This window comes from Methylophilus sp. Leaf414 (assembly GCF_001425425.1).
GTDB lineage: Bacteria > Pseudomonadota > Gammaproteobacteria > Burkholderiales > Methylophilaceae > Methylophilus.
In genome coordinates this window covers 19,402-45,416 of record NZ_LMQQ01000004.1, presented here as the reverse complement: position 1 = coordinate 45,416, position 26,015 = coordinate 19,402, and the positions used below count along the sequence as shown (strand labels likewise).

Annotated in this window: 14 protein-coding genes; 1 reads left to right on the top strand and 13 read right to left on the bottom strand. The window is 50.8% G+C overall.

The genetic code is table 11. The features are described 5' to 3' along the window. Nucleotides 1-37: 37 nt before the first annotated feature. The 12 genes from ASG24_RS09265 to ASG24_RS09210 all read right to left on the bottom strand — a co-directional run bounded on the left by ASG24_RS09265 (nucleotide 38) and on the right by ASG24_RS09210 (nucleotide 14,476). On the bottom strand, nucleotides 38-1,012 hold the full coding sequence (locus ASG24_RS09265) for an EpsD family peptidyl-prolyl cis-trans isomerase (RefSeq protein WP_055870588.1): 975 nt from the start codon (nucleotides 1,010-1,012) through the stop codon (nucleotides 38-40). 135 nt (nucleotides 1,013-1,147) lie between these two features. Then, nucleotides 1,148-1,834 carry a CAAX prenyl protease-related protein gene (locus tag ASG24_RS09260; protein WP_055870585.1) on the bottom strand — a complete coding sequence of 229 codons (687 nt, stop codon included), beginning with the start codon at nucleotides 1,832-1,834 and terminating at the stop codon, nucleotides 1,148-1,150. Between the two features lie 48 nt (nucleotides 1,835-1,882). Next, nucleotides 1,883-2,554, bottom strand: coding sequence for a hypothetical protein (locus ASG24_RS09255; RefSeq protein ID WP_055870583.1), 672 nt, complete (start codon nucleotides 2,552-2,554; stop codon nucleotides 1,883-1,885). 9 nt (nucleotides 2,555-2,563) lie between these two features. Continuing rightward, nucleotides 2,564-4,216 carry a putative porin gene (locus ASG24_RS09250; protein WP_055872012.1) on the bottom strand — a complete coding sequence of 551 codons (1,653 nt, stop codon included), beginning with the start codon at nucleotides 4,214-4,216 and terminating at the stop codon, nucleotides 2,564-2,566. Nucleotides 4,217-4,268: 52 nt separating this feature from the next. Continuing rightward, nucleotides 4,269-4,973, bottom strand: a complete 705-nt coding sequence (locus ASG24_RS09245) for a TonB C-terminal domain-containing protein (RefSeq protein ID WP_055870579.1) — start codon at nucleotides 4,971-4,973, stop codon at nucleotides 4,269-4,271. Nucleotides 4,974-4,976: 3 nt separating this feature from the next. Further along, nucleotides 4,977-5,381, bottom strand: a complete 405-nt coding sequence (locus ASG24_RS09240) for a biopolymer transporter ExbD (protein ID WP_055829945.1) — start codon at nucleotides 5,379-5,381, stop codon at nucleotides 4,977-4,979. A 2-nt stretch (nucleotides 5,382-5,383) separates the two neighbouring features. Further along, complete coding sequence (locus ASG24_RS09235) at nucleotides 5,384-5,794, bottom strand: biopolymer transporter ExbD (RefSeq protein WP_055829947.1); 411 nt, start codon at nucleotides 5,792-5,794, stop codon at nucleotides 5,384-5,386. Between the two features lie 9 nt (nucleotides 5,795-5,803). Next, nucleotides 5,804-7,483 (bottom strand): MotA/TolQ/ExbB proton channel family protein, encoded by a 1,680-nt coding sequence (locus ASG24_RS09230; protein ID WP_055872011.1) that lies wholly within the window; start codon nucleotides 7,481-7,483, stop codon nucleotides 5,804-5,806. 179 nt (nucleotides 7,484-7,662) lie between these two features. Continuing rightward, nucleotides 7,663-8,184: a PEP-CTERM sorting domain-containing protein gene (locus tag ASG24_RS09225; RefSeq protein WP_235562375.1), complete on the bottom strand. Its 522-nt coding sequence runs from the start codon at nucleotides 8,182-8,184 to the stop codon at nucleotides 7,663-7,665. Between the two features lie 32 nt (nucleotides 8,185-8,216). Continuing rightward, nucleotides 8,217-10,514 (bottom strand): 5'-nucleotidase C-terminal domain-containing protein, encoded by a 2,298-nt coding sequence (locus ASG24_RS09220; RefSeq protein WP_055870576.1) that lies wholly within the window; start codon nucleotides 10,512-10,514, stop codon nucleotides 8,217-8,219. 48 nt (nucleotides 10,515-10,562) lie between these two features. Next, on the bottom strand, nucleotides 10,563-11,330 hold the full coding sequence (locus ASG24_RS09215) for a PEP-CTERM sorting domain-containing protein (protein WP_055870572.1): 768 nt from the start codon (nucleotides 11,328-11,330) through the stop codon (nucleotides 10,563-10,565). A 104-nt stretch (nucleotides 11,331-11,434) separates the two neighbouring features. Next, a complete protein-coding gene (locus tag ASG24_RS09210; protein ID WP_055870570.1) occupies nucleotides 11,435-14,476 on the bottom strand; it encodes an ExeM/NucH family extracellular endonuclease in 3,042 nt (1,013 codons plus the stop codon). Nucleotides 14,477-14,843: 367 nt separating this feature from the next. Here ASG24_RS09210 and ASG24_RS09205 point away from each other — a divergent pair, with 367 nt between their 5' ends. Next, on the top strand, nucleotides 14,844-15,917 hold the full coding sequence (locus ASG24_RS09205; protein WP_235562374.1) for an alpha/beta hydrolase: 1,074 nt from the start codon (nucleotides 14,844-14,846) through the stop codon (nucleotides 15,915-15,917). Nucleotides 15,918-16,006: 89 nt separating this feature from the next. Here the strand turns inward: ASG24_RS09205 and ASG24_RS09200 are convergent, their stop codons facing one another. Beyond that, entirely contained in the window at nucleotides 16,007-25,999 is a 9,993-nt protein-coding gene (locus ASG24_RS09200) for a filamentous haemagglutinin family protein (RefSeq protein ID WP_055870565.1), read from the bottom strand. Between the last annotated feature and the right edge of the window lie 16 nt (nucleotides 26,000-26,015).

Sequence of the window (26,015 nt, the reverse complement as noted above, 5' to 3'; positions counted from 1 at the left end):
TGGCATAACCAGGGCTTCAGACATCAAGTACTATCAGTTACAAACCAGACAACCCTTTTTCAATCGCCTTGTTGTGTGTAGGCTCGGTTGCTGGCTCAGCAGCTGGGGCAGCCACTGGCAACTCAGGTTTCGCAGCAGTTGGGGCAGTCGCTCCAGGCACAGCAGCTTCACTGTTATTCAATGTCAGTTTTGAGAAATCACCATAGAATTCCACTTTGGCTTCTTTGCGTAGTGCGGCCACTTCATTTTTAATCAGTGTTTGCTGGCCGGAATTCACCAGGTATTGCTGGATGACCGGTTTGGCTTTTTCAACATCTACAGGCTGTCTGTCGACTTTGGCCAGGAACAAAAGCACCAGCGCATCAGGTCCTTTGACAATCAGTGTATCGCCGGTTTTAAGCGTATTAAGTTTTTTCAGCAAATCAAGTGGTAACTGTTCAGCTGCTTTTCTGCTGGCATTGGCATTAAATACATAGTTATTGTCTTTCAGCCATTTACCGAGGTCGTCAGCAGTTTTTGCAGCACTGATACCGGCTTCAATCTCGCTGGCATGCTGATTGCCGTCTTTAACGACAAATTCCTGAATTACATAAACATTACGCTCACTGAACAGCTCAGGATGGGTATCGTAAAACTTTTTGATATCGTCACTTGAAGGTGCGGCCTGTTTGGCGGACACTTTTTGCATATAGGCTTGCGCCAGTATCTGCTGTTTGGTAGCCTCAAGCACTTGTAGCACATTCGGGTCGCGATCAAGTTTCGCATCAATTGCTTTTTGTTTGAGCAACTCTATGTCTACCATTTGCTGCAAGACTTTTTCTGAAGCTGGCTTCAGTTGCGCCTGGTCGATCTTACCGGCTTTAGACAGCGCAAAGTTTAGTTGATGCACCGTGATTTCATTTCCATTCACCTTGGCAACCACTTGCGTAGATCCCTTGCCTGCTTCTTCGTGCTTGCTGCATCCTGCCATCACCAGCATCAAAGCCGGTACGATCAATGCGATTTTTTTCATTATCACCCTTTAAAATAAATTCGTATTTATTGTGTTTATATTGCTGGCGTACCGGGCTCTCCCCGCCTACACCTGAGCATCTTCATTTCATCTAAGCATGCTCAATTATTCACAATGCATGTTAACACACTCTTTTTACCAGTATTGCCAGTGCCCGCCAAACACAACCCATGCGCCAAGCACGGCATTGGTAATCATATGGGCCAATACAGGTATCCAGAGCACCTGGAATCGACGGTATAACCAGGCATATACCAGTCCTGCCAACAACCCTGCTAACCAGAGCTGATGTTCAATTGCAAATAATACGCTACTTACCACCACTGCATAAGTACCCACATGGGCTGGTGAGACAGACATAAACTCGCTATGTTCCAGCCTGCGCATCAAATATGAGCGCCAGAACAATTCTTCTATGATGGGCACCACCAGAGCAGAGCCAGCCCAGCGGCAAACCAGCCAGAATATATCGATTGCATTGTGCATGGGCATGGCTTTACCATCACCAGCACTGTAGCCGCCCATCCACTCTGGATAAGGAAATATCCAGATAACAAACACCAGGAGTCCACTCAGGATGGCGATGACAGCCTGCTGGAAAGTTGGCGTCAGCGAAAACTCAACATAATGGCGATGGTAATAAAGAAGCAAGGCGACAGCTGCCAGCGTGCGTAACAGGTAGGTTGGCTGCGCACCCAACCCTAGCCACGTGAGCCCTGAGGCAAGCAAAGGTTCGCAGGCAAGCAACAGGATAAAACCGATAAACGGATAAATGCGGGCACGCTCATGCAGCGTAAAAAATGAGAGCAGTCGGGGAAACATACTTTAGCCAATACTTAAAATAACCAGGACGCCGACCTGGAAACAGGATCAGGGCGTCGCTATTGTATCAACTTTATTTTCAATCAGTTGCGCCCGTTTATCCTGCAGGATATTTTCCAGCTCAACCCGCTTCAGCTGGAAGAAAGGTTCAGCACGCATGATTTTCTGGTAAGTGCTGGCATCGGCATACAATCCAATCAGGTCATTGCCATAGGCATACAGTCGGCTGTTTTTTTCTTCACAGGAGACTAATTGCTGGTGAGCAGTGCTGACATTCGCAAGCAGTTTCTTGCGCTGCTGATCATTCACGTCCAGGTCAGATTTGGCCAGCTTAAGTTGTTGTTCGATGCTCTCAAGGCGTTGCGTTTGTTCAGCGAGTTGCGACTGCAACTGCTGTAATTGAGCGGAAAGCACAGTTTTTTCCTGTGTCAGCTTCTGTGCCTCAGACTGCAATTGCTGGTTGCGCCGGGTTTGCCCTTGCAACTGTACGGAATGCGAACGCTGAGCACTCTGTGCCTGATTCAGGGCATCTGACATACTTTTCTTTTCCTGCTCGAACTGCGTTTGCAAGGCGCTCTTTTCCGCTTCCATATCCTGCTTCATTTTCTGCATCAGAATGTTGGCACGCTTGGCCGCTTTGTCTTGTTTCTCAGCGGCAACAGCAGATAAGTGCAAAGTGAACAATAAAATAACAGCAATGATCGAAAAAACAGGTTTCATAGTATCCCTCTAGAATCGCGCATTCAGATCAATTAGCAACACATCAACAGAAAAATTCTGTTGCTGGCTACTTCCTGTGATCGGATCAAGAGGACCACTGATAGAGTCTGCACTCATGTAACGCGCACTGATCCAGGCATTCTTGTCAATCGCATAGTTTCCATAAATGTACCAACCTTTGGCATTGGTACCGCCTAACCTGAAATTAGAATCTGTGAAACCATCCATGACGGCATCAGCTTCTATATATTTATAACCAAGGGAAACCTGCCACTCATGGGCGTTGACATTCTGCACGTATGGTCCCAGGAAACTATTGTTACCCACGTCAATCCTGACGTTGTAGCCTTCGTTTTCCTTTTTATAAAGGTTGCCAGTTCGCTCCAGCACCTCATTCTGATCAAAACCGATGTTCCTGACGTAATCGCCGGTGAACGTAACATGTACGGGATCAAAATTCATCAAGTCAACCTGGGCTATCAGGTTGATCAATTCAAACTTGGATGCCAGCCCGATGATACTGCCTTGCCCAGGTATGCCAAGATTGTTGGCATTGATGTCAAAAGTGTTGTTGCCGCGCTGCCGCCATTCAGGCGCAGTCTCGTTGTAGTCATTCAAGCCAACGGTATTCAGCTGGCCTTCGACATTCTTGAAATCATGATAGGCAAAAGCCAGCTTGGCAGAAGATTTGTTGGGCGCAGTCCACTTAATACCGGCCTGTGCAGAATACAACCACTTATCCCTGGCCTTATTGACAGAAGAAGATTCAACCTCTTCGATCGGGAAGGCACCCACAGTACCAAAGGCTGACCAGCGGTCATTGAATTTAGGATTAACATTTGCCACAAAACCATCGAATGCCAAGTCCGGATCCCATAGCATATCGGTATACAGGAACGGATTAGCAAAGCGCCCACCGGTGACGGTAGACCAATCGTTTAGCCTTGCTTGCAGGAAAGCACGGTCCAAGGTGAATTGGTATTTCCCCTGGGCAATGCCCTCAGTCTGGTTCGGGGTCACTGGCGTATTTTGCTGTCCGGTGACGAATTGCAGTCCGCCGCTCAGCCAGTCATTGAAATGTATATCTGCCGCCAGGCGGGCGCGGATACGGGCGCGGCGACGTTCCTCACTCGAATTTTGCAGATTCATGCTGCGGGTCAGGTCATTGTTTAAAGCAACGAAATCATCATTATCCCCAGGGAATTCATCGGCCTGACCCCGCAAACGGATATCCCCATGGAAGCTGATACGGTCTATCCACTCAGGCACACCCAGGCGTTCACCCGTCTTGTAGTTCAGCTTTTCCATGACGTCATGCTCGATTTCCTCACGCATGGCTTGTTTCACGTGCTGCGGAATATATTGCACACGCACGGTCTTTTCATCCATGGCCTTGTTGACTTCATTTTTGACATCATCACTCACTTCAGCCTGCTGAGTAGCCTGTTTGGCATCGGCAGCCGCTTTTTGCAGCAAGGCATCCGCTTTCTGCTTGGATAACACGCCTTCATGCACCAGCAATTCAATCAGGTTAGTCGTCGTAGCACGCAGTTGCTCAAGCGACTCGCGTTCGCCCGCATGCGCACTCCCTGTCGCCAGCAAGTGGGTAAACAGCCAAACGGCAACGGTCGTTCTTTTTAAAGGGGTATTGAGAGTCTGCATATCCTCACTCACAGTGTTTTGGTTTGGCACATTGGTAATGTGTATTCATGAATTAGCCCATTTTTTTTGCCGATATCCGCAAGCGGATAGGCATCGGCATATTTTCAGGCGGGCTGTCCTGCATGGCCGGTAAATCATTCAGGGCTTCACGTATCCCTTGTTCGATTTCTGGCGTGGTATCAGACTGGTCGACTGACAATCTTTCAAATTGGCCGTTAGGTTTCAACCAGACGCTAACCACAATTTTGTATTGGCCCTGGGTCAGTTTTTTGTCGCGCTCGATGGCACGTTCAATCTGTGATTTCACCAGCCCGGCATACCAGCGGAATTTGACACCTCCATCAGACCCAATCGTCGCTACCGCGCCACCTTTGTATTCGTTATTGACAGCGCCAGACTGAAACGGGCTTGGCCCATCACCGGCCGCGCCTTCCATTTTTAAAGTCTCGGCCGGAGGTGTCTCAGCGGGTTTCGGCTCTGGTTCTTTAGGCGCTTCCTTGGGCTGCTCTTTTGGCGTTTCCTTTGGCGGTTCTTTTGGAGGTGGCGGTGGTGGCGGAGGCGGAGTATCCGGCAGCAGTTTCACAGTAGTGATCTGCTTTTTATGGGTTGGACCACCACCCAGCAATTTCTTGATGCCATAACCGATGCCCGTCAGAATTGCCAGGATCAGCAAGGCGATTGCCATGCGGGTGATCCAGACACGCGCAGTTGACACCTGCACCTGGTCAGACGTGACGTTTAAATCTTGCAGATCCATAGATCAGGTCCCGATCTTGCCTGTGACCAGGCCGACATTTTCAATTTCGAGACGATTGACCAGGTCAATCACTGAAATCACGCCGGCATAAGGTGCCTGTGCCTGGCCCTTGATCATGATGTTTACCTTGGGGTCCATCGCTTTGGCCTGGTTCAGCTGTGTTTCCAGCTCTGCCATGCTGACACCTACCCCGTTGATGGTCAGCGTGCCGCCCTGCTGCACCTGCACGATCTTCATATCGTGTTTTTCGGTGCTTGGTTTGTTGGATGGTTTGGGCAGATTCATGGTCAGGCCCTGCACGCCAGCTGTCGTCATCAGGATAAAAATCACAAGCAGCACATAGGCCAAGTCCAGCATGGGCGTAATGTTGATGGTGTCGTAGGGTTGTGCGTCGTTTTGGACTTGCATGCTTACTCCACAACCTTCTTAGTCACGAGGCCAACTTCAGTAATATCCAGCCGCTTGCAGATTTCCAGCACTTCAGACACCTTTTCATAATGCGCAGCCGCATCACCTTTCAGCACTACCGGCAACTCGGGGTTGCTGCCTTTATATTCGGCCAGGCGCTGTTCCAGTTGCGCCATATCTACCGGAAAAGCATCGAGGTAAACGCTGCCGTCACTGGTCACGGTAATGGCACGCATTTGCGGCTTTGCCAATGCAGCAGAGTTCACGGTATGTGGCATGTCAACTTTGACGCCCTGTACTGACGCGGTGGTCATAATGATAAAAATCACCAGCAATACATAAGCCAGGTCGAGCATGGGCGTGATGTTGATTTCATCGTAAAGCTGGTTCTCTTCCTTGACGCCTTCTGACATCGCGCGGCCTTATTCCTTACCGTACAGTTCAGCGGTACGGGTAATGAATTCATCGACAAAAATCTGCATGGCGATGGTGATGTTTTTCACACGGCTGGCCAGGTAGTTGTAGCCAAACAGCGCAGGGATCGCCACACCCAAACCGGCGACTGTAGCCAGCAACGCAGCCGCAATACCAGGCGCAATCGCGTTGACGTTCACATCACCCGCAGCCGCAATCGCGGCAAAGGTGATCATCACACCCACCACCGTACCCAGCAGGCCGAGGAAAGGGCCACCGGAAATCGCAATGGTCAGTAATACCATCATGCTGTTCATGCGCTGCGTTTCACGTACCAGGTCGGCATCAACGGCAGCTTTAATCGCATCGATGGAGGCACCACCCAGAGACACTTTGCCATCATGCTCACGCTTCTTGATTTCACGCAGCCCGGCTTTATACAGGCCAAACAGGTTGGAGTTTTTATAAGTGCCAGTCTTGTCCAGATTCAACAAATCCTGGGTAGAAGCTTGCTGGAAGCGTTTGAGGAACAGTGCATTATCCTTGTCGGTAATGGTGACCAGGCGGGCCTTGCTGAACATCACCCAGACACTGATAGCGAACATCACCGCCAGGATGGCAATCACCACCTTGGCATCGACTGTCAGGCTGTCGATCAGGATGCCCATATAGTTGGCTTCCCCTTCTTCTTCGCCATCGCCCTCACCAGCCGGTGTGACTTTGACCAGTTTGGCATCGGCACCTTGTGACTGTGCAACCAGGCTTAACCAGGCGGCACTCCGTGCAGTGGAAGCCAGTTGCAATTCGTCAATCTCGGCATTCAATGCATCACCAACAGTCAATGTTGCTGCCGCCTGGGCATCATTAGCCGCCGCCTGGCCAACCGATTGACCATTGATATAAAGCACCACCTGGCCGCCCTGGAACACCAGTGCGATATGCTGCCATTGACCTGGTTTCAACTCTCCGCCATTAACAGTCGCTGCGCCAGCCTGTAATGCCAGGCCATTGCCATTCAGTTTCAGGCTGACGTTGCCACTCTTGAATACTTCTGCGGTTTGCGGCAGGTTGGCCGGCTTCAACCAGACTGACCAGGTGGCGCCATTGGCTAACTGCGGTGCTGCCGGCAAAGTAATCGTCAGCGGACTATTATTGAGGGTTGCACTTTCTGCGATCAAGCCTGCTTTTTGCTGAGTCGCATTACCACTGGCTGTCAGTTGGCTAGGCCCACTATCTTTCAATAAGGCTTTATCAGAAAAAGCAAAACGGGCCAGCAGTGCCGGATCACTTAAAGCTTGTACATCACTGGTGGCTTTAGCGCTTTCATTTCCGGTATACAAACCAATCGCCAGATCTTTATTCGCTGAAGATAATTGCGGTAGCACTACCCAGGCCACGGCCAGCTCATTCACCGCGTCATACTTCTCTAATGAGAACTTGAGTTCTGTTTTGTCATCTGCGGCAATAAAGCGGATATCCGAGCCATCTACATTGGCGCCGGTAAAGTCAAAATTACCTGAATGCAGGCGAACCAGCACCGGTGCCTGGTTCACGGCTTCCTTGATATTGGCGGTATCAATCGTGATTTTTTGTTGTGTTGCCCAGTCTGCATTCCAGGCAGCTTTCACCGGTAAAGCAAGGGTCAACAAACAGAGGCTGGTTAATAAACCAAGGGTAGACTTCTTCATATCCATCGCAGTCGAGTTAATTCGAGGTGCAAGTCTATAGAGCGAATGTTGCAGAGAAATTAAGATCGGACTAGGCGGACTAGTTTTTTTATTTTCATAAAAAAACAGCCCGGCAAAGCCGGGCCAAGGTAGGCGATTCTGCCTGTTACACAGGTCGCAGTAAAAGTAGGTTAAACCTTTTATTTTGGATGGCGGCGAGCTGCAATGTAGCCCATCAGACCCAGCCCGACCAGAATCATGCCGGACTGTGTTGGCTCAGGCACTGCTGACAATGTGTAAGTCAGGTTGCCAGCACCGGATAAACCCAGTGAGGTATCGTAAGCAAAGAATGCATCGCCGGTGTTTGACAGACCAGCAATCAAACTGAAACCAATCGCTGGATTGGTAGCATCTACTGACCATTCGATACCGGTAAACACGCCATCCTGGAATACTGCAGTGGCTGGCGCTAGTGCAGCTGTGCTCAGATCAAACAATGTGCTGCCAAAGTTGAATTGCAGGCTGCTCAGGTTGAGCAGTTCAGTACCGGAAGACAACAGGCCGGCATCATCAAAGCTGAACTGGCCCTGGTAAGTGGTACCGTTGTAATGACCGGAATCCACTGCACCCGATACCTGCCAGGACTGGATGGCCGCTTGTGCAGGTAACACGCTGCTCATTAGCGCGATCAGTGCTGCTTTTTTAATTAAAGATTTCATCATATGTTCCTCTAGAAAGAATTAATCGGCAAAAATTAAAGAATAAAGTCTCTGGCAGGTGCAACCTGCTTGGCGGTCAGGCCTTTCAGGGTGACCAGTGTTTTAGCGGCAGCCGTGCCTGCAGCCCCATCGGTATCCACCAGCACCTGCACGCCTCCTGTCACATCCAGCAGCTTGATATATCCGTCTGCAATCGCGGCATTGGCTGAAACACCCAGCGAAGCCAGCAATGCGCTTAACTGTAATTTGTCGGCATATGGGGTAAAGTCAGTGATGGTGTCACCAGCTTCACGCATGCTGTTGTAGACGAATACATCGTTACCTGCGCCGCCGGTCAGCGTATCTACGCCCAAACCGCCATTGATGATGTCGTCACCGCCAGTGCCCACCAGTACATCTCGGCTGGCAGTACCAGTACGTGTCACGCCAGGAGTACTAGTAGCAATCGCCAGGTCAATCAGACGACCACCCTTGTCATACTGGTTTTCCAGGCCGTAGAAGTTGACAGTGATTTCATCGCCATCGGCATTATTCAGGCGACCCAGGCCACCTTCAGCTTTTGGTGATTGAATGTAATTGGCCAGGGCTTCCTGGTAGGTGATGGTGAACGGGCTGTCTTCGAATACCACGTTGTTAGCAGCGAAAGGGAAGCCATCACCGCCAGCGGCAGTGAAGTCTATCGTTGTGAACGAGAAGGTACGACTGTTGTTGACAACAACGCCGTTATCAATCAGCACAGTGCCGTCATCCAACACCACGCGTTGCACGCGGTTACCGGTGCCTTTAGTCGTTCTGGCAACATTGGTACTGTTGTAAATCACTTGCATACCGGAGATTTGCGGGTAACGGCCATTGGCACGACCTGTCGGGCTGGTGTCGCCATAACCATGTTCGAGCAAATCTTTCAATTGCGTGGCATTCACTGCTGGTGCGCGTTTGACCAGATTGGTAAATGGCAGGATATTGAACGTGTCGCCAACAGACACATTACCAGCGGCAGCAATATTGGTACGAATCCCGCCACTGTTCTGGATCGCGACTTCTGTTTTACCGGCAAAGCGCATTGCATCGGCAACCAGGTCACCCAGGCCAGTTTCTGCGTTACGTACACCGGCCACAAATGTGCATGGCAAAGCAGCACAAGTAGTGTGTGTCGGGCCATTCAACTTAACCGCTGTCGTGCCAATGATTTGAGCATTCAGCACAGAAATATAGTTCTGCACTGGCGTCACTACCTGTGCTTTAATCGTTGCATCCCCGGCTACGCGGTCTGCATCGGCAGCGGCACCGGTCACGCGCATCATTTTGCTGGATTCAATCGCCACAAATTTACCATTGCTGTCATCAATCGTGAAATTGACCTGGCCCACATAACGGTTACCAAAGTGGCTGGTTAATACCGGCACTGTTTTGCCGTTCGCATCCACAGCATTGACCGGGTGTGAAGTGAACGTCGCGGCTACGCCACCATTGATCAGCGCATCATCAGGGTCCACCATCAACTCATGGCCGCCACCAGACAATACCAGGTCAACACCGGTCAGCGCCGGAATCACCACATTGATCTCGTTAGCTGCATTTTGCAGGTGGCTCATCAAAATCACTGTCGTCACACCTTGCTCACTACGCAGGCGGGTGACTTCGGCCTGGATAATAGGAATCAGCGCTTGCAGGTTTTGTGCTTCAGTATTGCTGGCATCGTAGCCAATCACATTCACTGCACCCGGGGATGAGATACTTGGCAATAATGGTGTCGTCGCGCCTACCAGGCCGATTTTATGACCGGCAGTGGTGGTGATCACTTTGGAAGGTGCTACCTGGCCGCTGGCTTTCAATGCGCTGAATTCTGAGGTGGCATTGAAATTCAGGTTGCTGGAAAGATAAGTGCTGCCGGATACTTTGGCAAAACGCGCAGCCACTTGCGGGCCGAGGTCAAATTCGTGGTTACCGAACACCATGGCGTCAAAACCAATCTGGCGTAAAGCAATCGCATCATAAAAATCCTGGCCTCCATCGCTAAAGCTGTTAGTCAGGTTATTCAAGCTGGCCGTAAACCGAGGGCCTGGCAAAAATGCATCACCGGCATTCAGTTTCAGTACTGTACGGCTTTGCGCCACAGCAGCTGTTTCGGCATTTTTAATCACAGAGGCAAGACGGTCAACGCCACCGTAAAACGAAATGGCCTGGCCGGCGTCATCGCGCAAGTTACCTTGTGCAGACAATAACCAGCTTTCCTGGTCACCTAAGTGTAATACAGTCACGCCTTCTGCCAAGGCGCTACCGGCAGTGAATGCCAGCGCAACGCATACAGTTAATTGTTTCAGTTTAAACATGTTCTTCTCCATGGAGTGCCGCGAAAATCACGGCACTCTTTTTCAGTATTAACGTGATTGACGACGACGAACCAGACCCAATAAACCCAACCCAGCCAGCAACATCGCTGAGCTGTCTGCTTCCGGCACTGGTGTCACTGCGTTAATGGTGAATGCAGTCGTGTTAGGCACGACACCGGCTGACACGCTGTTATTCACAGTGTCTACATTCCAGTTATTCACATCAGCGACTTGCGCCTTGTAATCAGCAAAATTGTTCAAGCCACTGCGTACACCGTTGTATTCTGCATAGTCTGGCTCGCTGGAAGCACCGGCTTTAGCAGTCAGTTCAATAGCGTTCACACCATTGATCAGGCCTGTGTTGGTCAACGGACCATTCGACGCGAAGGTACCGTTAGTGATGGCTGACAGGAATGTCGTTGGTGCAGTGGCGCCAGACCCTACATAGGCATAAACCGTTTCACCTGAGTTGGAAAGACCCCAGTTGCTGTTGCCGCTAACGGTTGCACGAGACAAGATGCCGGTTGAGGCTGACAAAGTGGCTTTGTCGTATTCTGCAAAACGCACCACTGTACCTGCAGTCACAACGCTGCTGGAAACCCACTGGTTGTAGCTTTCACCTGTGTTGAATGCGCTACCGGTCCACTCGTTATCGCTGAAGTAGATCGTGGTGTTGGCAGCGATATCAACTAAAGTCACAAATGACAGACCATCTTCATCGGCGTTGAATGACGTGAACAGGATGTCACCGGCATTTAATGCCGCGTTAGCTTGTGTGGACAGTAGCAGTGCTACGATTAAACTGATTTTTTTCATGATTAAATCCTCTCTCAATGTAAATTTTAATAACCGCTTATTTCATGGTTTGTTGTTTGCCGGCGTGATACTTGGGTCACGCCGGCTTATGAACGCAAACTTACTTACCAACGTACGTCGCGCTGTGCATTCAGATTGGCCGGTGTCACCCCTTTCAAGGTCACCAGTGGCTTGGCTGAAATCTGTAATTGTGTCCCGCCGGCAACGCTGACCCAGCGTGCCACGCCATCATCGAACGGTTGTGCGCCCTGATAGCCGATGCTTTGCAGCAATTCACGGATATCCAGCTGATCTTCACTTGGCGTAAAGTCAGTAATGGTGTCAGTCGCATCACGCATGCTCTGATACACGAACAGGTCGCGGCCAGCTCCGCCGGTGATGGTGTCAGCACCGATACCGCCGGTCAGTACGTCATCACCCGCAGTACCTATCAATGTGTCGCGCTGAGCAGAGCCTTGTATCGATTTCACCAGTTGCAGACCTACGATCACCGGATCATGGTCAGATGACCGGTATGGTGAGTCTGTGTACAAGTCTTGTGGTTTGAACTCGGTGTTGTAATCAATGACAAAGGGTTCATCGGCGTTGATATGCCAGTGCACAGTGCCTGTAACTTTCGCGGCCAGATCAGCATTTGCCAGTGCATGGTCCAGGTAACCGGATTCACCATCAAACACATAGGAGTAACCGGCCTGGTCATTGAAGCGTGCAATCTGATCCTGCAAACCGGCATTTTCAAGCACCAGCACGGGGTCTTCCTTGCCGTAAGCGTTCAAGTCACCAATCACCATCACGTTTGGATTGTTAGCCTGGTTTTTCACGGTCTGGATGAATTGCACTAACTGGTTAGCTTGTGCCAGACGTTGTGAGTTGTAGCAACCTTGACCATCACCTTGATCTGCGTCTGCACCCCCTGCATCGGAGCAGCTTTTGGATTTCAGGTGATTCACCAGCACAGAGAACTTTTCACCGTTGGCAGCCTGGAACGTTTGTGCCAGGGTTGGACGATTATTGATGCTGTTGTTATCAGATAAAGCTGCTGCCGTAGGTGTCAGACGAGCGGGTTTGTAAATCATGGCCACCTTGATCGCATCGGTACCGGTACCGTTGGCGGGATCAGCAATCACGGCGTAGGTATTGGCTCCCAACATTGCATTCAGGCCATTGACCAGATCCTGTGCCGCTGTAGCTCCGTTGTTCTGGATTTCCATCAGGCCAACCACGTCAGCATTGATCGCTGTCAGTGCACGTACGATCTTGTTCCGCTGACGGTTGAATTCCACCAGGTTATTGGCACCGCGGCAGTTAGAGGCAGACACGCTGCTACCCAGGCGGCAACCTTGGCCGCTTTGGCCGCTGGCTGTTGCGCCGTTAGTGAACGTTGTAAAGTAGTTCAGCACGTTAAAGCTGGCAACTTTGACATTACCACCTACGCTGGCAGGGGCCGCAGTACGCACATTTTCACGGCTGAATTGCACTGGCTCGGTTGGATGCAACTTGTAGTCACGTGGACCCGGGTTGGAAGCCGTGATCAAACCATGATCAATCACGCCAACCAGGTTTTCCACAATGTCGCCAGCGCGCAAGGTATTGTCTTCACCGATAAATGGAATCGGGTTAGGGTTTTGCACGCTGCTGCCGTCATCCAGCACCAGGCGACGACGTGCATTGTCATCAGCCAGTTGTGCCGCAGCTGTTGAGTTGGCCGGGTGAATATTGGTCGGCTTGATCATTCGACCTTCAGCAGACAGAGTCACCTGACCATAACGACCCTGGAAGTAGTTCTGGGAAGCGGTCAATGGTGTGGTAATGCGTACCAGCATGCCTTCATAGGCCTCCAGGTCACCTTCAGTCACTTCCGGTAAGATAATGTCAGTTGGCAGAATGACATTATTGCTGCTCAGTACCTGCAAACCACTGACATTGATCAGCTCGGTAATGGTATTAAACTCGGTCACACTGGCATTCAGGCGCACTTTCTGGCCTTTGCTGACAGTCGGTGTCACACCGGAACCCAGGTAAACAAAAATACCGTCAGAAGTCAGCGGGTTACCGTCACCTGCTTCGTCCTGGAGATAGAAGCCATTCAAGCCCGGGAACACGGCAGTCACCACGCCTTCTGTGGTCACGTTCTGACCATTGAGCGGGCTAACTGAAGCCACACCTAAACCACTACCCTGGATCTGGAAGATACGGGTAATGCTGCCACTTTGCACCGTAACACTCACACTACACGTCGCGGTTTGCGCTTCGTTATTGTCAAACTTCACGTCAACCGCGTAAGTCCCGGCTGGCAGGCTGCCATCCAGTTGCAAGCTTGCGCTGGCTGGCTGGCCATCGCTACCTGCTGCGATAAAATTGCTCAATGTCACACCGGCTGGTGCAGTGGCAGACAGCGTCGCTGCGTTAACAATACTGTCTGCATCAGAAGCCTGAAGTAATACAGAACCCGCTTCGCCTACCTGCAAAGTAACTGCCGGGCAGGAGGTCACAATCGGCTGGTTACCTGGATTACCGCCGCCACATACATTCACAGTGCTGCTGCTGTTACGTGGTGCCGGTGTGCCGGTGGAGAAATCGTTGTTGTTCTGATTACTGTCCTGGCAGCCATTGTTTTTCCTCAACAATGCGGTGCTGCTGCTGATCGCAGGAGCGGCTGAGCCTTCAAAGAAGTTAGCTGAACCGTAACCTACCAGGTCAACAATCTGTGCCAGTTGTGCCGGGCTGCAAGCGGTTGAACCACCGTTACAGGCTAAACCTGTGCTGCTGTTTACCAGCACCACCTTGCCGTTGGTGCCGCTCATATCAGTCGCGTTATTACTGGTATCAGGCGTTGGCAGTGCTGAGCCATTGGCAGCACTTCTTAAACCCGCCAGGTAATATTGGCCAGGCTGCAACAAACCAGACAGCGTTGTCACGCCGTTGGCAGAAAAGTTACCGGTACCGGTGGCGCTGCTGTATTGCACAGACCAGCCGCTGATATCAACGGCAGCGTTGCCGTTGTTGAACAGCTCCACATAATCCTGGTTAAAGACATTGCCCTGACCACCATAAATCTGGCTAATGACAACGCCGGCCTGGGCTGTCAGGCTCATTTGAACCAGCCCGGATAAAGCCAGCAACCACTGTAATTTTTTTAATTTCATTTCTCAGACTCCGCAAGTTTTCTACTTGAATAAAAGCCTGATTAATTTAGCAATTTAGCGAGGGGAAATTATTAAGTTTGCTGCCACAAAACTAGGTAGGTCGGACTATGGAACAGGTCTGAAAGGCAATGGGATTAATACAGTTTTAGGTCAGTGACCAGAATTGCAGACTAGTTATCTGGCACCTGCAGGTTTTATTAGCAGCCATTAATCTTGTCTCCCTGTATTTCGTCACTAGAGCTGGATGAAATTAACTTGTAGAGCTTTTCCTACATGAATTTGGCGCTATACCTGATAGGAACATCGTGACTAACTGGCTAAGGTATGTTTTCAGCATATTTACTCTCAGCCAATGAAAGGAAAAGTTATGGCGACAACATCCAACAATGACACTTTACTGAATAAAGCAGCGGGTATCCTCCCTGCGATTGAGGGATCAGGCCCGGTTGAAGCAATCAAAAAAGCCTTGGGCGGTGAGCCTCCTGCTGCTGATCCTGACATGCAAAAAGTGCTGGACGCACTCGCTACACTTGGCGGTAAGCCGATTGAGACTTTATCGCCCCAGGAAGCACGCCAGCAACCTACACCCACCGATGCGGTGAAAAAACTACTTAAAGAAAGTGGTCACCAGTCACCAACCCAATTGTATACCAAATCTACAATCAGTATTCCAGGCGGTCCGCTGGGGAGTGTGCCTGCACAGGTCTATACCCCGCACGGCGAAGGTCCTTTCCCGGTAATCCTGTACTTCCATGGTGGTGGTTTTGTGATTGCTGATACCAAAACCTATGAAGGTTCTATCATTGCGCTTGCCCAGGGTGTGCAGGCTATAGTCGTATCACTGGATTATCACCAGGCACCGGAACACCAGTTCCCTACCCAGCCTAATGAGGCCTTTGCCGCTTACCAGTGGCTGTTGTCACATGCGGAAGAAATCAATGGTGACCGCAAGCGTATCGCCGTTGCCGGTGAGAGTGCAGGTGGCAACCTGGCCGCAGTCGTATCATTGATGGCACGTGATAAGGATGTGACACAGCCGTTGCACCAGTTACTGATCTATCCGGTGGTGAATAACAATGTGTTTAACTCTTCATACATAGACAACGCCAACGCCAAACCGCTAAACGCGGCAATGATGAACTGGTTCTTCAAACATTACAGTGAACCCATTGATGCTTACAGTTCCTATGCATTGCCGGACAAAGCAAGTTCACTGAAAGACCTGCCGCCAGCGACAGTGATTACAGCAGAAATTGATCCGCTGTATGAAGAAGGTAAAGAGTTTGCCGAACGCCTGGAAAGTGATGGTATCCCAGTGACTTACCGTCACTATACCGGTGTTACCCATGAGTTTTTTGGTATGGCGGATGTGGTTGCCAAAGCCAGGGAAGCGCAGGTGTTTGCGATAGGCGAGTTAAGGAAGGCATTTGCAGCTAAGTAAATCCTGAAGCTCCATAAAAAAACGCCCACGGTTAGTGGGCGTTTCCAGTTTCACTTGCCAGACTTTCATTAGCAATGAATGTTTCTAAGCTATCGGCCAATCCCTATCACATCCACGGAAATGATCGAAGGCAATACCGGCTTGGTAAACGCATTGTTTACTGCAGAATTGGCCACACTCTGCGCGACAGCCTGTGCAGCAGCATTCACGGAATCAGGGTTAGTGGTTGTGTTGAGGCCGGCGACTGCAGTTGTTGTCGTTGTAGGCACCCCGGTTGATCCTGCGCTTGCCTGGATATTTCCCGCATTTAATACTACAGGCGCAACAATCTGGATAATCCCCTGAATACCGGCTTCACCGGCATCCACCACCGGCGCAGTCAGAAATACGTTACCCTGGGTTGGTGCTTTTTGCGGTCCGTTCGGGCCATCAGGATCGTAAGTCTGTGCCCGGATACCACTGCCTGAAGCTACGCCACGGACTTCAACAATGGTATTACCGAAAACATCTGTCTGTACAATACGTTCGGGCACAGAGGTGGCTGTTTTGGAGCCCCTGCCGGCATCAATAGTGCCATTAGTTGACCAGATAGCGATGTCACTGCCAAATTGCGTAATCACCTTGGACTGGTTCACCGAGAAATCACCATCGGCAATGGCACGGATCTCGCCGCCTTTTTCAGTGATGATACCAATATCATCCCCACCCTGACCTGGCACACCGACATTGATCAGGCCGCCGGGGGCTACCAGATCTATGCTCCCGCCACTGTTAGTGGATATCTTCGAGTTGAACAACAGGATATCGCCAGCGGCCTTGGTCGGATAAAGCGCCGCCAGGGCATCATTGCCGCGGTCATGGTTGCCGGCCTTGGCAAACGATTGCGCGGAACTGATTAACTCAGTGGTTAAATGCCGGTTCACGAATACGGTTTTTACCGCATTAGATTGGGCATTGAACTGGGTGAATGCCTCGGCTTCTGTCAGCGTGTCATTACCCGTCAGTTTTTTCATGAACGCCAGCAAATAAGCCGCTGTTTTTGCTTTATAGCTGTTCAAGGCGCTGGCATTTTCTTCCAGCACATCAGGGCCGGCACCGGTTGGCGCAATGTAGCGTTCAATATAATCCTGCACTTTGGCCCCTGCGCCTACGCCAGCCAGCATACTGATGGAAGATCCTGCCGCCGGCAGCAAGGTATTGGCACGCGAAGCGGGAGTGAACTGGAAATCACCCTGTTTCGTACCCGTGCTGCCCGTGGCCTGAATAGTGGTCACATCTGTATAAATCAGGTCAACATTTCTACCGGCCTGTACCAGTAACTCTCCTGGCCCGCCAATCACGACATTCTTGGTATTCACATCGCGGCCGGCGGCTATCACGCTGATATCACTAGTACGGTTATTCTGCAGCCCGATATTCAGGTTGCTGACATCCTGGCCAGCCACGATCTGTGTCGCTTTCGGCAAGTAGATCAGGCCAGGCACGGCAACGTCATAACTACGGACATCACCGGATTTGGACACAATGAAGGAAGTCTGGAAATCATTCGCATGCAACAGGCTGGTGGCATGGTTATTGAAATATGGCAGCGTATTCGATAGCAGGCTGTTATCGATAGTAAAGCCACCTATGAATGCTGAATCCTCAGGACGATTGATGTTAGGCAAATCACTGATATTGGCATCCGACATCATCAGTCTGTCTATCGAAACAGTTTGTTCTGCCAATAGTGAAAGATTACCCTTGCTGGCAGGTACCAGGTAAGCCTGTCCCATCGTGATACTGCCATTATGTGCTGCCATATTGACGGTGCCCGGATTCAAACCCATACCCCCATAGATACCTGCACGTAAGCCAGTTGACCCTGTCAACAGGGCTTCTAACTGCGTGGCATAGCGGATGTTCCCGGTGAGAGAATTTAGGCTTACAGCAGCTGCTTCGCTATAGGTATTAAAGTAACTGTTATGGACCCTGCCAGCAGGAGTAGTGGGTGAATTGGTCGTGGATTGTGGCAATAATGTGGGATTGACGGTGCCCTCGATACTCACATCTTTACCGGCACTGACATCAAACTGGCCATCCATCATGGCCAGTACTGTGCCATACATCTTGTCTGGTTGTACACCGACACTGCCTCCTACCTTGATAGTGCCCTCTCCTTTACCGACAAAATATACCCCGCTATACAAATCGCCACCGGCTGAAATACTGAGATTACCGCCACCATTCACCACACTTGCACCTGTCGCACCATCACCAAAGTTGTCAAACCGGGCTGATGTGGGTATTGATGCCGAGAAATTCGCAATATTGCCACCCGCATTGATGGTCACATCGCCGCCGCCCAATGCACCCAGGCTTTGGCGGAACTGATCATTACGTATCCACCAGGAGGCGTCTTTCAACTGGCTACCGCCAGCCTGGCGGAACAACCATTGATTGATCACCTGGCGGTTATCATTCTCTGCGCCATTAATGTTACCGCGCACATTCAGCGTGATGTCACCGCCATTGTCAAGATATAAAGGACGTTGAGCGCTGACTGGCAAAGTGAAGCCAGGCAGCTCTGCAGCTTCAACACCAGCAGTGTAAATCACTGAACTTTCGTTACTCATGACGAGGTCACCACCTGTTGCAATCTCGATATCACCCGTTCCGGTTCTCACCAGTACATTGCCAGCCAAAGTGAGATTTCCTGACGTACTGTTACCAGTCGAATCCATCACAGACGGCAAGGTGTTCATCACGTTGGCGGAATGCATATCTGCGCCAGATACAAACCGGTAACTCCATGAATCTCCAGCACTAATGGCTGCACTGGTGCCGGTACCATTGAATCCATCACTGATAGTGGCATTTACATTCAGATTGTTGGCGGCGCGCAGCGTCAATACCCCAGGTTCATTGCCGTCACGTACTGAAGACAAGTCCCAATCAGCATCTACATTAATGTCGGCGTCCGAACGGATCTCTTGCCCGGCGCGCAAATGGAAACTGCTGTCACTACCCTTGCCTAGCGCAGCCAGAATACTCGCCTGGTTTGCCATGAAGCTATTCGCATCACTTGCCAATGTGTCGTAACCTAATATGCCTCCGGAGCCATCGCCACTACTTGTGAGTGTACTCACGTTATCAAACACTTTTACAGCTTCCAGGACTACAGATTTTGCACCGGTGATCGTTGTTTCAAGTGCGTTCACGGCAACACCATTTCCTGAGCCTGCGCCGGTACGCGGCGCACGTAAATGCACTGCTCCGCCAGACCCATTCGCACCTCCGGCCACACTGATTGCAGAACCCTGGTTCAGATTAAGTGCCCCATTTTGTGTGGCCAGCATGACCTTGCCGCCTTCGGCGCCAGCCTTGGAGGAGTTAGCAGTCAGTTGCGCACTGGACTGCAAGGTGACATCGCCGTTTGCATTCAGGCTGATGGAACCTTGCTTGTCACTGTTGGCATTAATGGTACCGGAAACATTAATGGCACCCTGATCCGCAGTCACTGCCACCTGTTTCGCAGTCAAAGATTGCGCACCAGTACCATCAACCGCCACATCTCCGGTACGCACACGGTAACTGCGGCTTTGGCTGAAGCCCTGCGCCTGCTGGTCAACCGCGACGACAGAAGGCAATGCCCTGACATCCACCTCAAGTGAACCGCCTTTACCTGTGCCCAGTGCCCGTCCATCCAGCTGCCCCTGCAACTGCAGATCGCCTGAGGTGGCTGAAACGGTCACTTTACCGGCATCTGCATCGCCCTGCGCGCTGACATTCACCACGGCGCCCGCATCGGTGACGATATCGCCGCCACTGCTTAACTGGACTTTGCCGGCATCAACATAAGCAGTCTTTTCAGCATAGGTTTTAGTCGCTGATGCGGCCGTGACGACTGCCTGGCTGCCAAGGTTCAACTGCGTATCCGCCTGCAAGTTGATTTGCCCGGAAAGCGTTTCGATACGGCTATTCACATTAAGTTGATCGGCCTGCAGCGTCAGCTTGCCACCGATATTGGTATTGGCAGCCAACCCTGCCGTATTCCCCTGGGTAGTGGATAATGTTCCGACACTTCCTATCGTGTAATTCGCTGAACTTTCGGCAGTGATCCTGCCTACATTCAGTTGCGTCTGGTTCACCTGCAGGTCTAATGCACCACCCTCAGCCACGGTCAGTGATTTGGCATTGACCTGTACGGCATCAAAACCGCCTATGGTGTTTTTATCTGCAATGGCAACCGCATTATTTTCCAGTACATTTGCACGGTCACCTTCCAGGCGTACAGAGTCTGCATTGATCTGCAATGTTCTGCCTGAAGGATTCGGCGCCCCTGCGTATGTGGCATCTACCGTATTCTTCAGGGTAAATGTCTTGGTGTTAATTGTCACGGTCTGATTGGCAGGTGCAGCCACTTCCCCACTCGCCAGATGGCCGGCAATACCAGCCGCATTCACTGTCAGGTTCAGTTTGTCATTGCCGAAAGTGACATCGCCGTAAGTATCCACGGTACTGTAGCTGTTCAAGGTCAGGTTAGCGACGTTATCCAGTTGCGACAGTGTCTGGTCGCTCACATGCAGGCCGGAAACACCGTTAGGTACATCACCGATCAGGATACGGTTGGAACCGAGTGTCGCACTTGCGCCATCTGCCAGGGCAATGTTCCCTTCAAACGTCACATTCTGGCTTCCATCCATGACCAGCGAGTTGCCCGCCGAGATTTGAGAGTTGGCAGCGATGTTCAAATTACCGCTCTGGGCATTGATAGATGAACCCGTACGCGTATATTGCAACTGGTTATTGGATGACAGCCCGAGAAAAGCACCATCTCCGCTGGTGTTTACATTAACTGTTTTAGCATTTGCATTTCTTGCACCAGTATCGATCTGTGCACCGGCTGCCACGTTCACGCTGTCCGTTGCGGTTGCCATCAATTCACCAGTCTGCAATACCTGGCCCGCATCATTTTCTATGCTGACCGTATTGGCAACCGTATTGATGTTGGTGGTGTTATTGTTTTGGCTGCGTGTGCCGCCGAGCAGGATACTTTCTGCGTTAAGCGCATTTAACTGACTCACCTGCAATTGCAGGCTGGTGCTGTCAGCATTGTCTTTCTGATTAACGACCCGGATACTGTTTGAGCTGATATCCACCATCAGGCCATCTGCCCCGGTGATCTTGCGGCCAACGACACTGGCTTCCAGGGCGAGTTGTTGTGCCTGCAATGTCAGTTTGCCCGCATCCTGCGTATTTTTCACATCAGCGCCGCCTGTATTCAATGGATCATTGAAATAACTGCTGGCGTTGGTAATTACGTACTGGGAAGGCGCTTTCGAAACAGCGCCTTCTGCCGGCCGGAACACACTGCCGTTTATCACGCGGAAAGTAGACCAGTTTGCGTCTTTGGCACCGGTATTCAGGTCAGCCATATAACCGGTTGTCAGCTTGCTGCCATCCTGCAGGGCGGAAGTCTGCCCGCGTACTAAAGAAGCATCGCTGCGCTGTACGACAAAGGCACCAGGCACAAGGGCATAACGTGCAGGCAACAAAGTATAAGTGCCGGTCGGCACGCCATCCACACCAGTGATGTAAATGGTTTGTCCTATGCCGGCAGAGCCGTTGTTGTATAAACGGTCTGTGGCGGCATAATCCGAAGTCATGGTGGGTATCAGCGCATAGGTATCCGGTTGTGCCAGGATATCCTGCGTACCGCCTACCCCGCCACTGATCCACTCATAGGCAAACAACTCGCCTCCCCCGGAAAGATCGATTGTGGCACCTTCACCCAGCTTGGTGTCAGGCGCGTTGATCGAGATCTCTTTTTCCACCAGGTTACGGGTTTTGCCGTCACCAGGGTTGAATACCTCACCAGCCGACATCGTCATGCCGAAAGGGATATTCTGACCGGTACCGGAAACAGTGGTTAAACTGCCTGCACCCAGTGTGACACTCTCGGAAGCATTCAGGTGTATCTGCCCGAATGGTGCCTTGAGTACGCCATCCTGCTGGATTTTATTGGCCTGCAAGGTCAGGATGCCACCGCCAGACAATATATTGGAAGGTGCCAATCCACTGGAACTCACGTTGATCTGGCTGTCAGCGCCTTCTGCCGTGAAAGTCAGTTTTGCACCCGAGTCAGGATAAATCTGCCTGGCAGTCAGGTTCAGCTGACCTTGCGTAGTCAGTCCTGACTCTGTGGCTAACTGCCCCACCTGGACAAAAGTGGCTACACCCTGGCCATGGATGTCACGCAATACATTCAGGTTAGTACGGTTGACACCACTGGTTGCTACCAGGCCATCAATATAAACCTGGTTGGCATTCATTGTGAGCTCGCCACTGCCCGTCAACACCGCCGGATCAACATCGTTTTTACGGCTATGTAACTGCAAATGACCTGCACTCAGCTTGGCATGCCCATCATCCAGCACTTGCAACACTGGGCTATCCAGGCGCAGATTCCCGGCCACCGTTAAATCCAGGTTACCGGCAAGCAGCATCTGGCTGGTTTCAGCAGTTGCATTCCGGTCAAAAGTACCGATGCGCACATTGTCAAAGCCACCGGACTCGATTTGTGCTGCAGATATCTGGGCGCGCTGTAACTGGCCACTAGACGACGTGACCGGGGCACTATCCTTTAGTGCATCACCTGCCTGGATATTCGTGGTTAATAATTGCAGGTCATTGGTTACATGGAAACGTCCGCTGCCATTCACATACATGGTACTGAAGTCATCAGCAGGATAAGGCACCGATTCAAAGAACATGTTCAGGCTACCACCTCGGCCTGTTCCTTGCGCTTGCCCCGATAACTTTCCGTCTACCAGCAAGCTGCCATAACCATATAAACTGATTTCGCCAGCATCACCATAAAGTGTTTCAGTGATATACCCGCGGTTTGTCAGTGTACGCGTAGCAACATTGGCGGCGGACACATTTAATAATGCACCCTGCTTGATGACAACAGCCCCTTTTTGTTCATCTGTAGCGCTGTTTATTGTAATGCTACCGGCATTAACGATTTGATTCTGTTCCAGGCCGGTACGTGAATTCGGCAAGAGGAAACTTGACCCTGATACATCTAGCGTGGAATTGCTGCCAACAAACACCATTTGGCTTGAGTCTTCCGGCAGGGCTGGGTCTTCATCGTTAATTCTTAGCGTGATATCTCCGCCTTTAGCGGTAATATCCCCAAGCACATTGACCTGCTTGCCTGCTGACAACTGTACGTCGCCACCGACATCTGTCTTGATGTGTGCATTTTCATGTACGGTCAACACACCCAAATCATCACCCGCACGGTATGTTGCAAAATCAAAAGAAACAGCCTGGCGTAAATAGTCAGGTCTAGTGATCAGGCGGGTCACAGAAAAGATATTGTCAGCACTAGTGGCAGTATTGAATCCGGATTTCACCTGCAGATTCTGTGCAACGCCATAGACCATGCTGGTGGCACCCACACTGTCTGAACCCACATGGATATTGAAAGCACCCAGATTATATTTGGAGAAACCGCCCTGGCTGAAGAAACTGTTAGACAGGCTGAAATTCAGCGCATCCGTCGCAATGTTGCCGGCACCTATATGCAGATTGGTTTGTGTTCCTTCACCAAACTGAATACTGAGTTCACCGCCTTTATCAAACCCATAGGCACGTAGCGTTAAATTTGAAGGCAACTGTTTTTCCGTTGTAAACCCGATATTGCCAGCCTGGCCAGTATGTAAAATCCCATTACTGTCTACAGACGCACCGGATGACGCATCCAGCGTTACATTATTTCCAAACTCCACAATGCCAGCCTGAATGTTGCCCGCATTTTCAGCCGTTTGCTGTGTTAATGCTCCCTTGATACCGGTTTTGTTATTGACGAAATTACCTGCGGTAGAGATATTTACATTATCAGCGATACGGGTGCGGGTGGCATTCAGATTAATATCCGCACCCTGCGCGGTAATATTCTTATTGATATTCACTGTACTGCCCAGGCGGCCCAGTGTCAGTGACCCATTAGTATCTAAAGCCAACGCAGAATTCACATTTAGCGACTGGACATCCTGCAGATCAATCCGGTTAAATCCCTGTTTCAGGAAACTGGTATTGATGCGGGAGACAAAACCATCTCCTCCTGCCAATACGTCACCAAAAGCAAAATTGTCAGGCAAATTCTGGCCTGAACCCTCCATATTGAGATTGATTGCACTGGCCACCAGAGAAGCGCCTAAAGGAATATCATTTGCTAGTATCTGTTGCTGGCTGATCCTGGTGGTTCCTATCATTGTGCCATCCAGTACCAGTTTCTGGACAAATGCAGTACCAGGCGTTGAAGTGAGTGCGCGAACGGTACCTGCATTTGCCCCTTCAAAAAATCCTGGTACCTTATTGGTTAAATTGCCTAGCGTATAGGTGGTGGTCGTACCCCATTTTGGATCAATCACCGTTTTTGTGTCGCCTATTTCGCTGTAAGCCACACCGGTCTTGGCTTGCGATATAGGCACCAGCTTACCGTTATAAACCAGCTGCGACTCTTTTAATGAACCAGCTGTATATGTAGTAGATCCACCTGAAACATTAATGGTAGAGCCTTTTTCGGCAATGATTTCGTTAGAGGTGGTTAATGACACCGTGCCCGCATTAGTCATCTTTTCAGCAACGGTAGCCATGCGTGTCGAATCGATATAAGGCTGAACATCAAATAAATCTGTGCCTTTACGTGCATCCACATACACCGTTTTGCCAAACAGGTTTGAACCACGCAGGATAGGGTTATCTTTGAGTGCATCGGAGTTCAGCTGGACTGCCAGCTGGAAACGGTCCATAGAAGTGGTAGCATCGACCCCGGACACATCTATGGTCGCGTATTCACCCAGATGAATACGCCGTGCCACAGAGCTGTTCAATACCGAGGCAGCATCGAACAGGCTGCTCACCGTGACATTGCCACCTTTAGCGCTAACCAGGCCATCGATATTGACCAGGCTGCCCTGGATATTGATATCCGAGGTTTTAAAGGCAAGTGACGCCAGCACTTCTTCCTTGTCACCCATTTCAGGAGTGACTTCAGTGACGCTATCTTTTCCTAAAGTCACGATACCGTCGCGACGCTCATCAGCCAACCCGTTCACTACGTTCGTATCCGCCTGTGCGATCAGCCTGACAGAACCGTTGGCACGTATAGATGTAGTGGCAGAAACGGTACCCATTTGATTGACAGCCAGGCCCATCATAGTGATATTGCCGCGTTCGGCAACGATCTTGCCCAGGTTGGTGGCTGTGCCGCCTGACGCGACTTCTACCAGCATGCCGGCCGGATCCTGACTACCTTTCAGATAGATTTTCTTACCTGCAGCCAGAATAGTCTGGCCATCAGGAGTCTTGATAACAGCATTTTTTTCTACTCTGACATTAGGGGCAAACAGCATGACCTTGCCGCCTTTGGCTGCATTGATCTGCGCACCGGCCTCTACACGCACCTCAGCGTTGTTTACTTTAGCGGCCTGTTCCGGGGTCAGGTTAATCGTATCCACCAGCTCAAACACACTGTTATACCCGCTATCATTAATGAAGCCGGACTGGAACAGTTCATCGGTGATATTCAGGGTGCCAGCAAACAGTGAACCGACATTAAAAACAGCGTCTTTGCCAATAATCACGCCATTGGCATTCACAAAATAAATATTACCAGCAGCATTCACATTGCCATTGATGACACTGGGATCCACACTATGCACGCGGTTCAGCATAGACCAGCCCGCCTGCATATTCACATTGAACTGTTGCCCAGCTCCCAGATTGAGTTTGTCGTAATTGACAATGGCTTGCGGCTTTAACTGCTGGAAAGTGATCTGGTTGGTGGTGGAGCTGATCACCTTGGTTGACTCGTTGACAATGTCACGGATCTGGATGCCCGCCGGCAAATCTGCCCAGGCAGACATGACCATCCAGGGTCCTGGGAGCATACTCAGGGCCAGCCATATACCAGCGGCGCGACGTGAGCGTGTGCGCCCTTCACCGGCACGAGATGAGGCGACTTCAGACACCACCACCATGGCATGGTGAATTTTGCTGAATACCAGTTGATAGATTCCCTGATTCATGTCTTTACTCCATTCG

What these genes read in the sequence shown, in the direction of transcription:
- ASG24_RS09265 (WP_055870588.1), bottom strand. Translation starts at nt 1,012, where the DNA reads ATGAAAAAAATCGCATTGATCGTACCGGCTTTGATGCTGGTGATGGCA.
- ASG24_RS09240 (WP_055829945.1), bottom strand. Translation starts at nt 5,381, where the DNA reads ATGCAAGTCCAAAACGACGCACAACCCTACGACACCATCAACATTACG.
- ASG24_RS09235 (WP_055829947.1), bottom strand. Translation starts at nt 5,794, where the DNA reads ATGTCAGAAGGCGTCAAGGAAGAGAACCAGCTTTACGATGAAATCAAC.
- ASG24_RS09245 (WP_055870579.1), bottom strand. Translation starts at nt 4,973, where the DNA reads ATGGATCTGCAAGATTTAAACGTCACGTCTGACCAGGTGCAGGTGTCA.
- ASG24_RS09210 (WP_055870570.1), bottom strand. Translation starts at nt 14,476, where the DNA reads ATGAAATTAAAAAAATTACAGTGGTTGCTGGCTTTATCCGGGCTGGTT.
- ASG24_RS09220 (WP_055870576.1), bottom strand. Translation starts at nt 10,514, where the DNA reads ATGTTTAAACTGAAACAATTAACTGTATGCGTTGCGCTGGCATTCACT.
- ASG24_RS09205 (WP_235562374.1), top strand. Translation starts at nt 14,844, where the DNA reads ATGGCGACAACATCCAACAATGACACTTTACTGAATAAAGCAGCGGGT.
- ASG24_RS09255 (WP_055870583.1), bottom strand. Translation starts at nt 2,554, where the DNA reads ATGAAACCTGTTTTTTCGATCATTGCTGTTATTTTATTGTTCACTTTG.
- ASG24_RS09215 (WP_055870572.1), bottom strand. Translation starts at nt 11,330, where the DNA reads ATGAAAAAAATCAGTTTAATCGTAGCACTGCTACTGTCCACACAAGCT.
- ASG24_RS09260 (WP_055870585.1), bottom strand. Translation starts at nt 1,834, where the DNA reads ATGTTTCCCCGACTGCTCTCATTTTTTACGCTGCATGAGCGTGCCCGC.
- ASG24_RS09225 (WP_235562375.1), bottom strand. Translation starts at nt 8,184, where the DNA reads ATGATGAAATCTTTAATTAAAAAAGCAGCACTGATCGCGCTAATGAGC.
- ASG24_RS09250 (WP_055872012.1), bottom strand. Translation starts at nt 4,216, where the DNA reads ATGCAGACTCTCAATACCCCTTTAAAAAGAACGACCGTTGCCGTTTGG.
- ASG24_RS09200 (WP_055870565.1), bottom strand. Translation starts at nt 25,999, where the DNA reads ATGAATCAGGGAATCTATCAACTGGTATTCAGCAAAATTCACCATGCC.
- ASG24_RS09230 (WP_055872011.1), bottom strand. Translation starts at nt 7,483, where the DNA reads ATGAAGAAGTCTACCCTTGGTTTATTAACCAGCCTCTGTTTGTTGACC.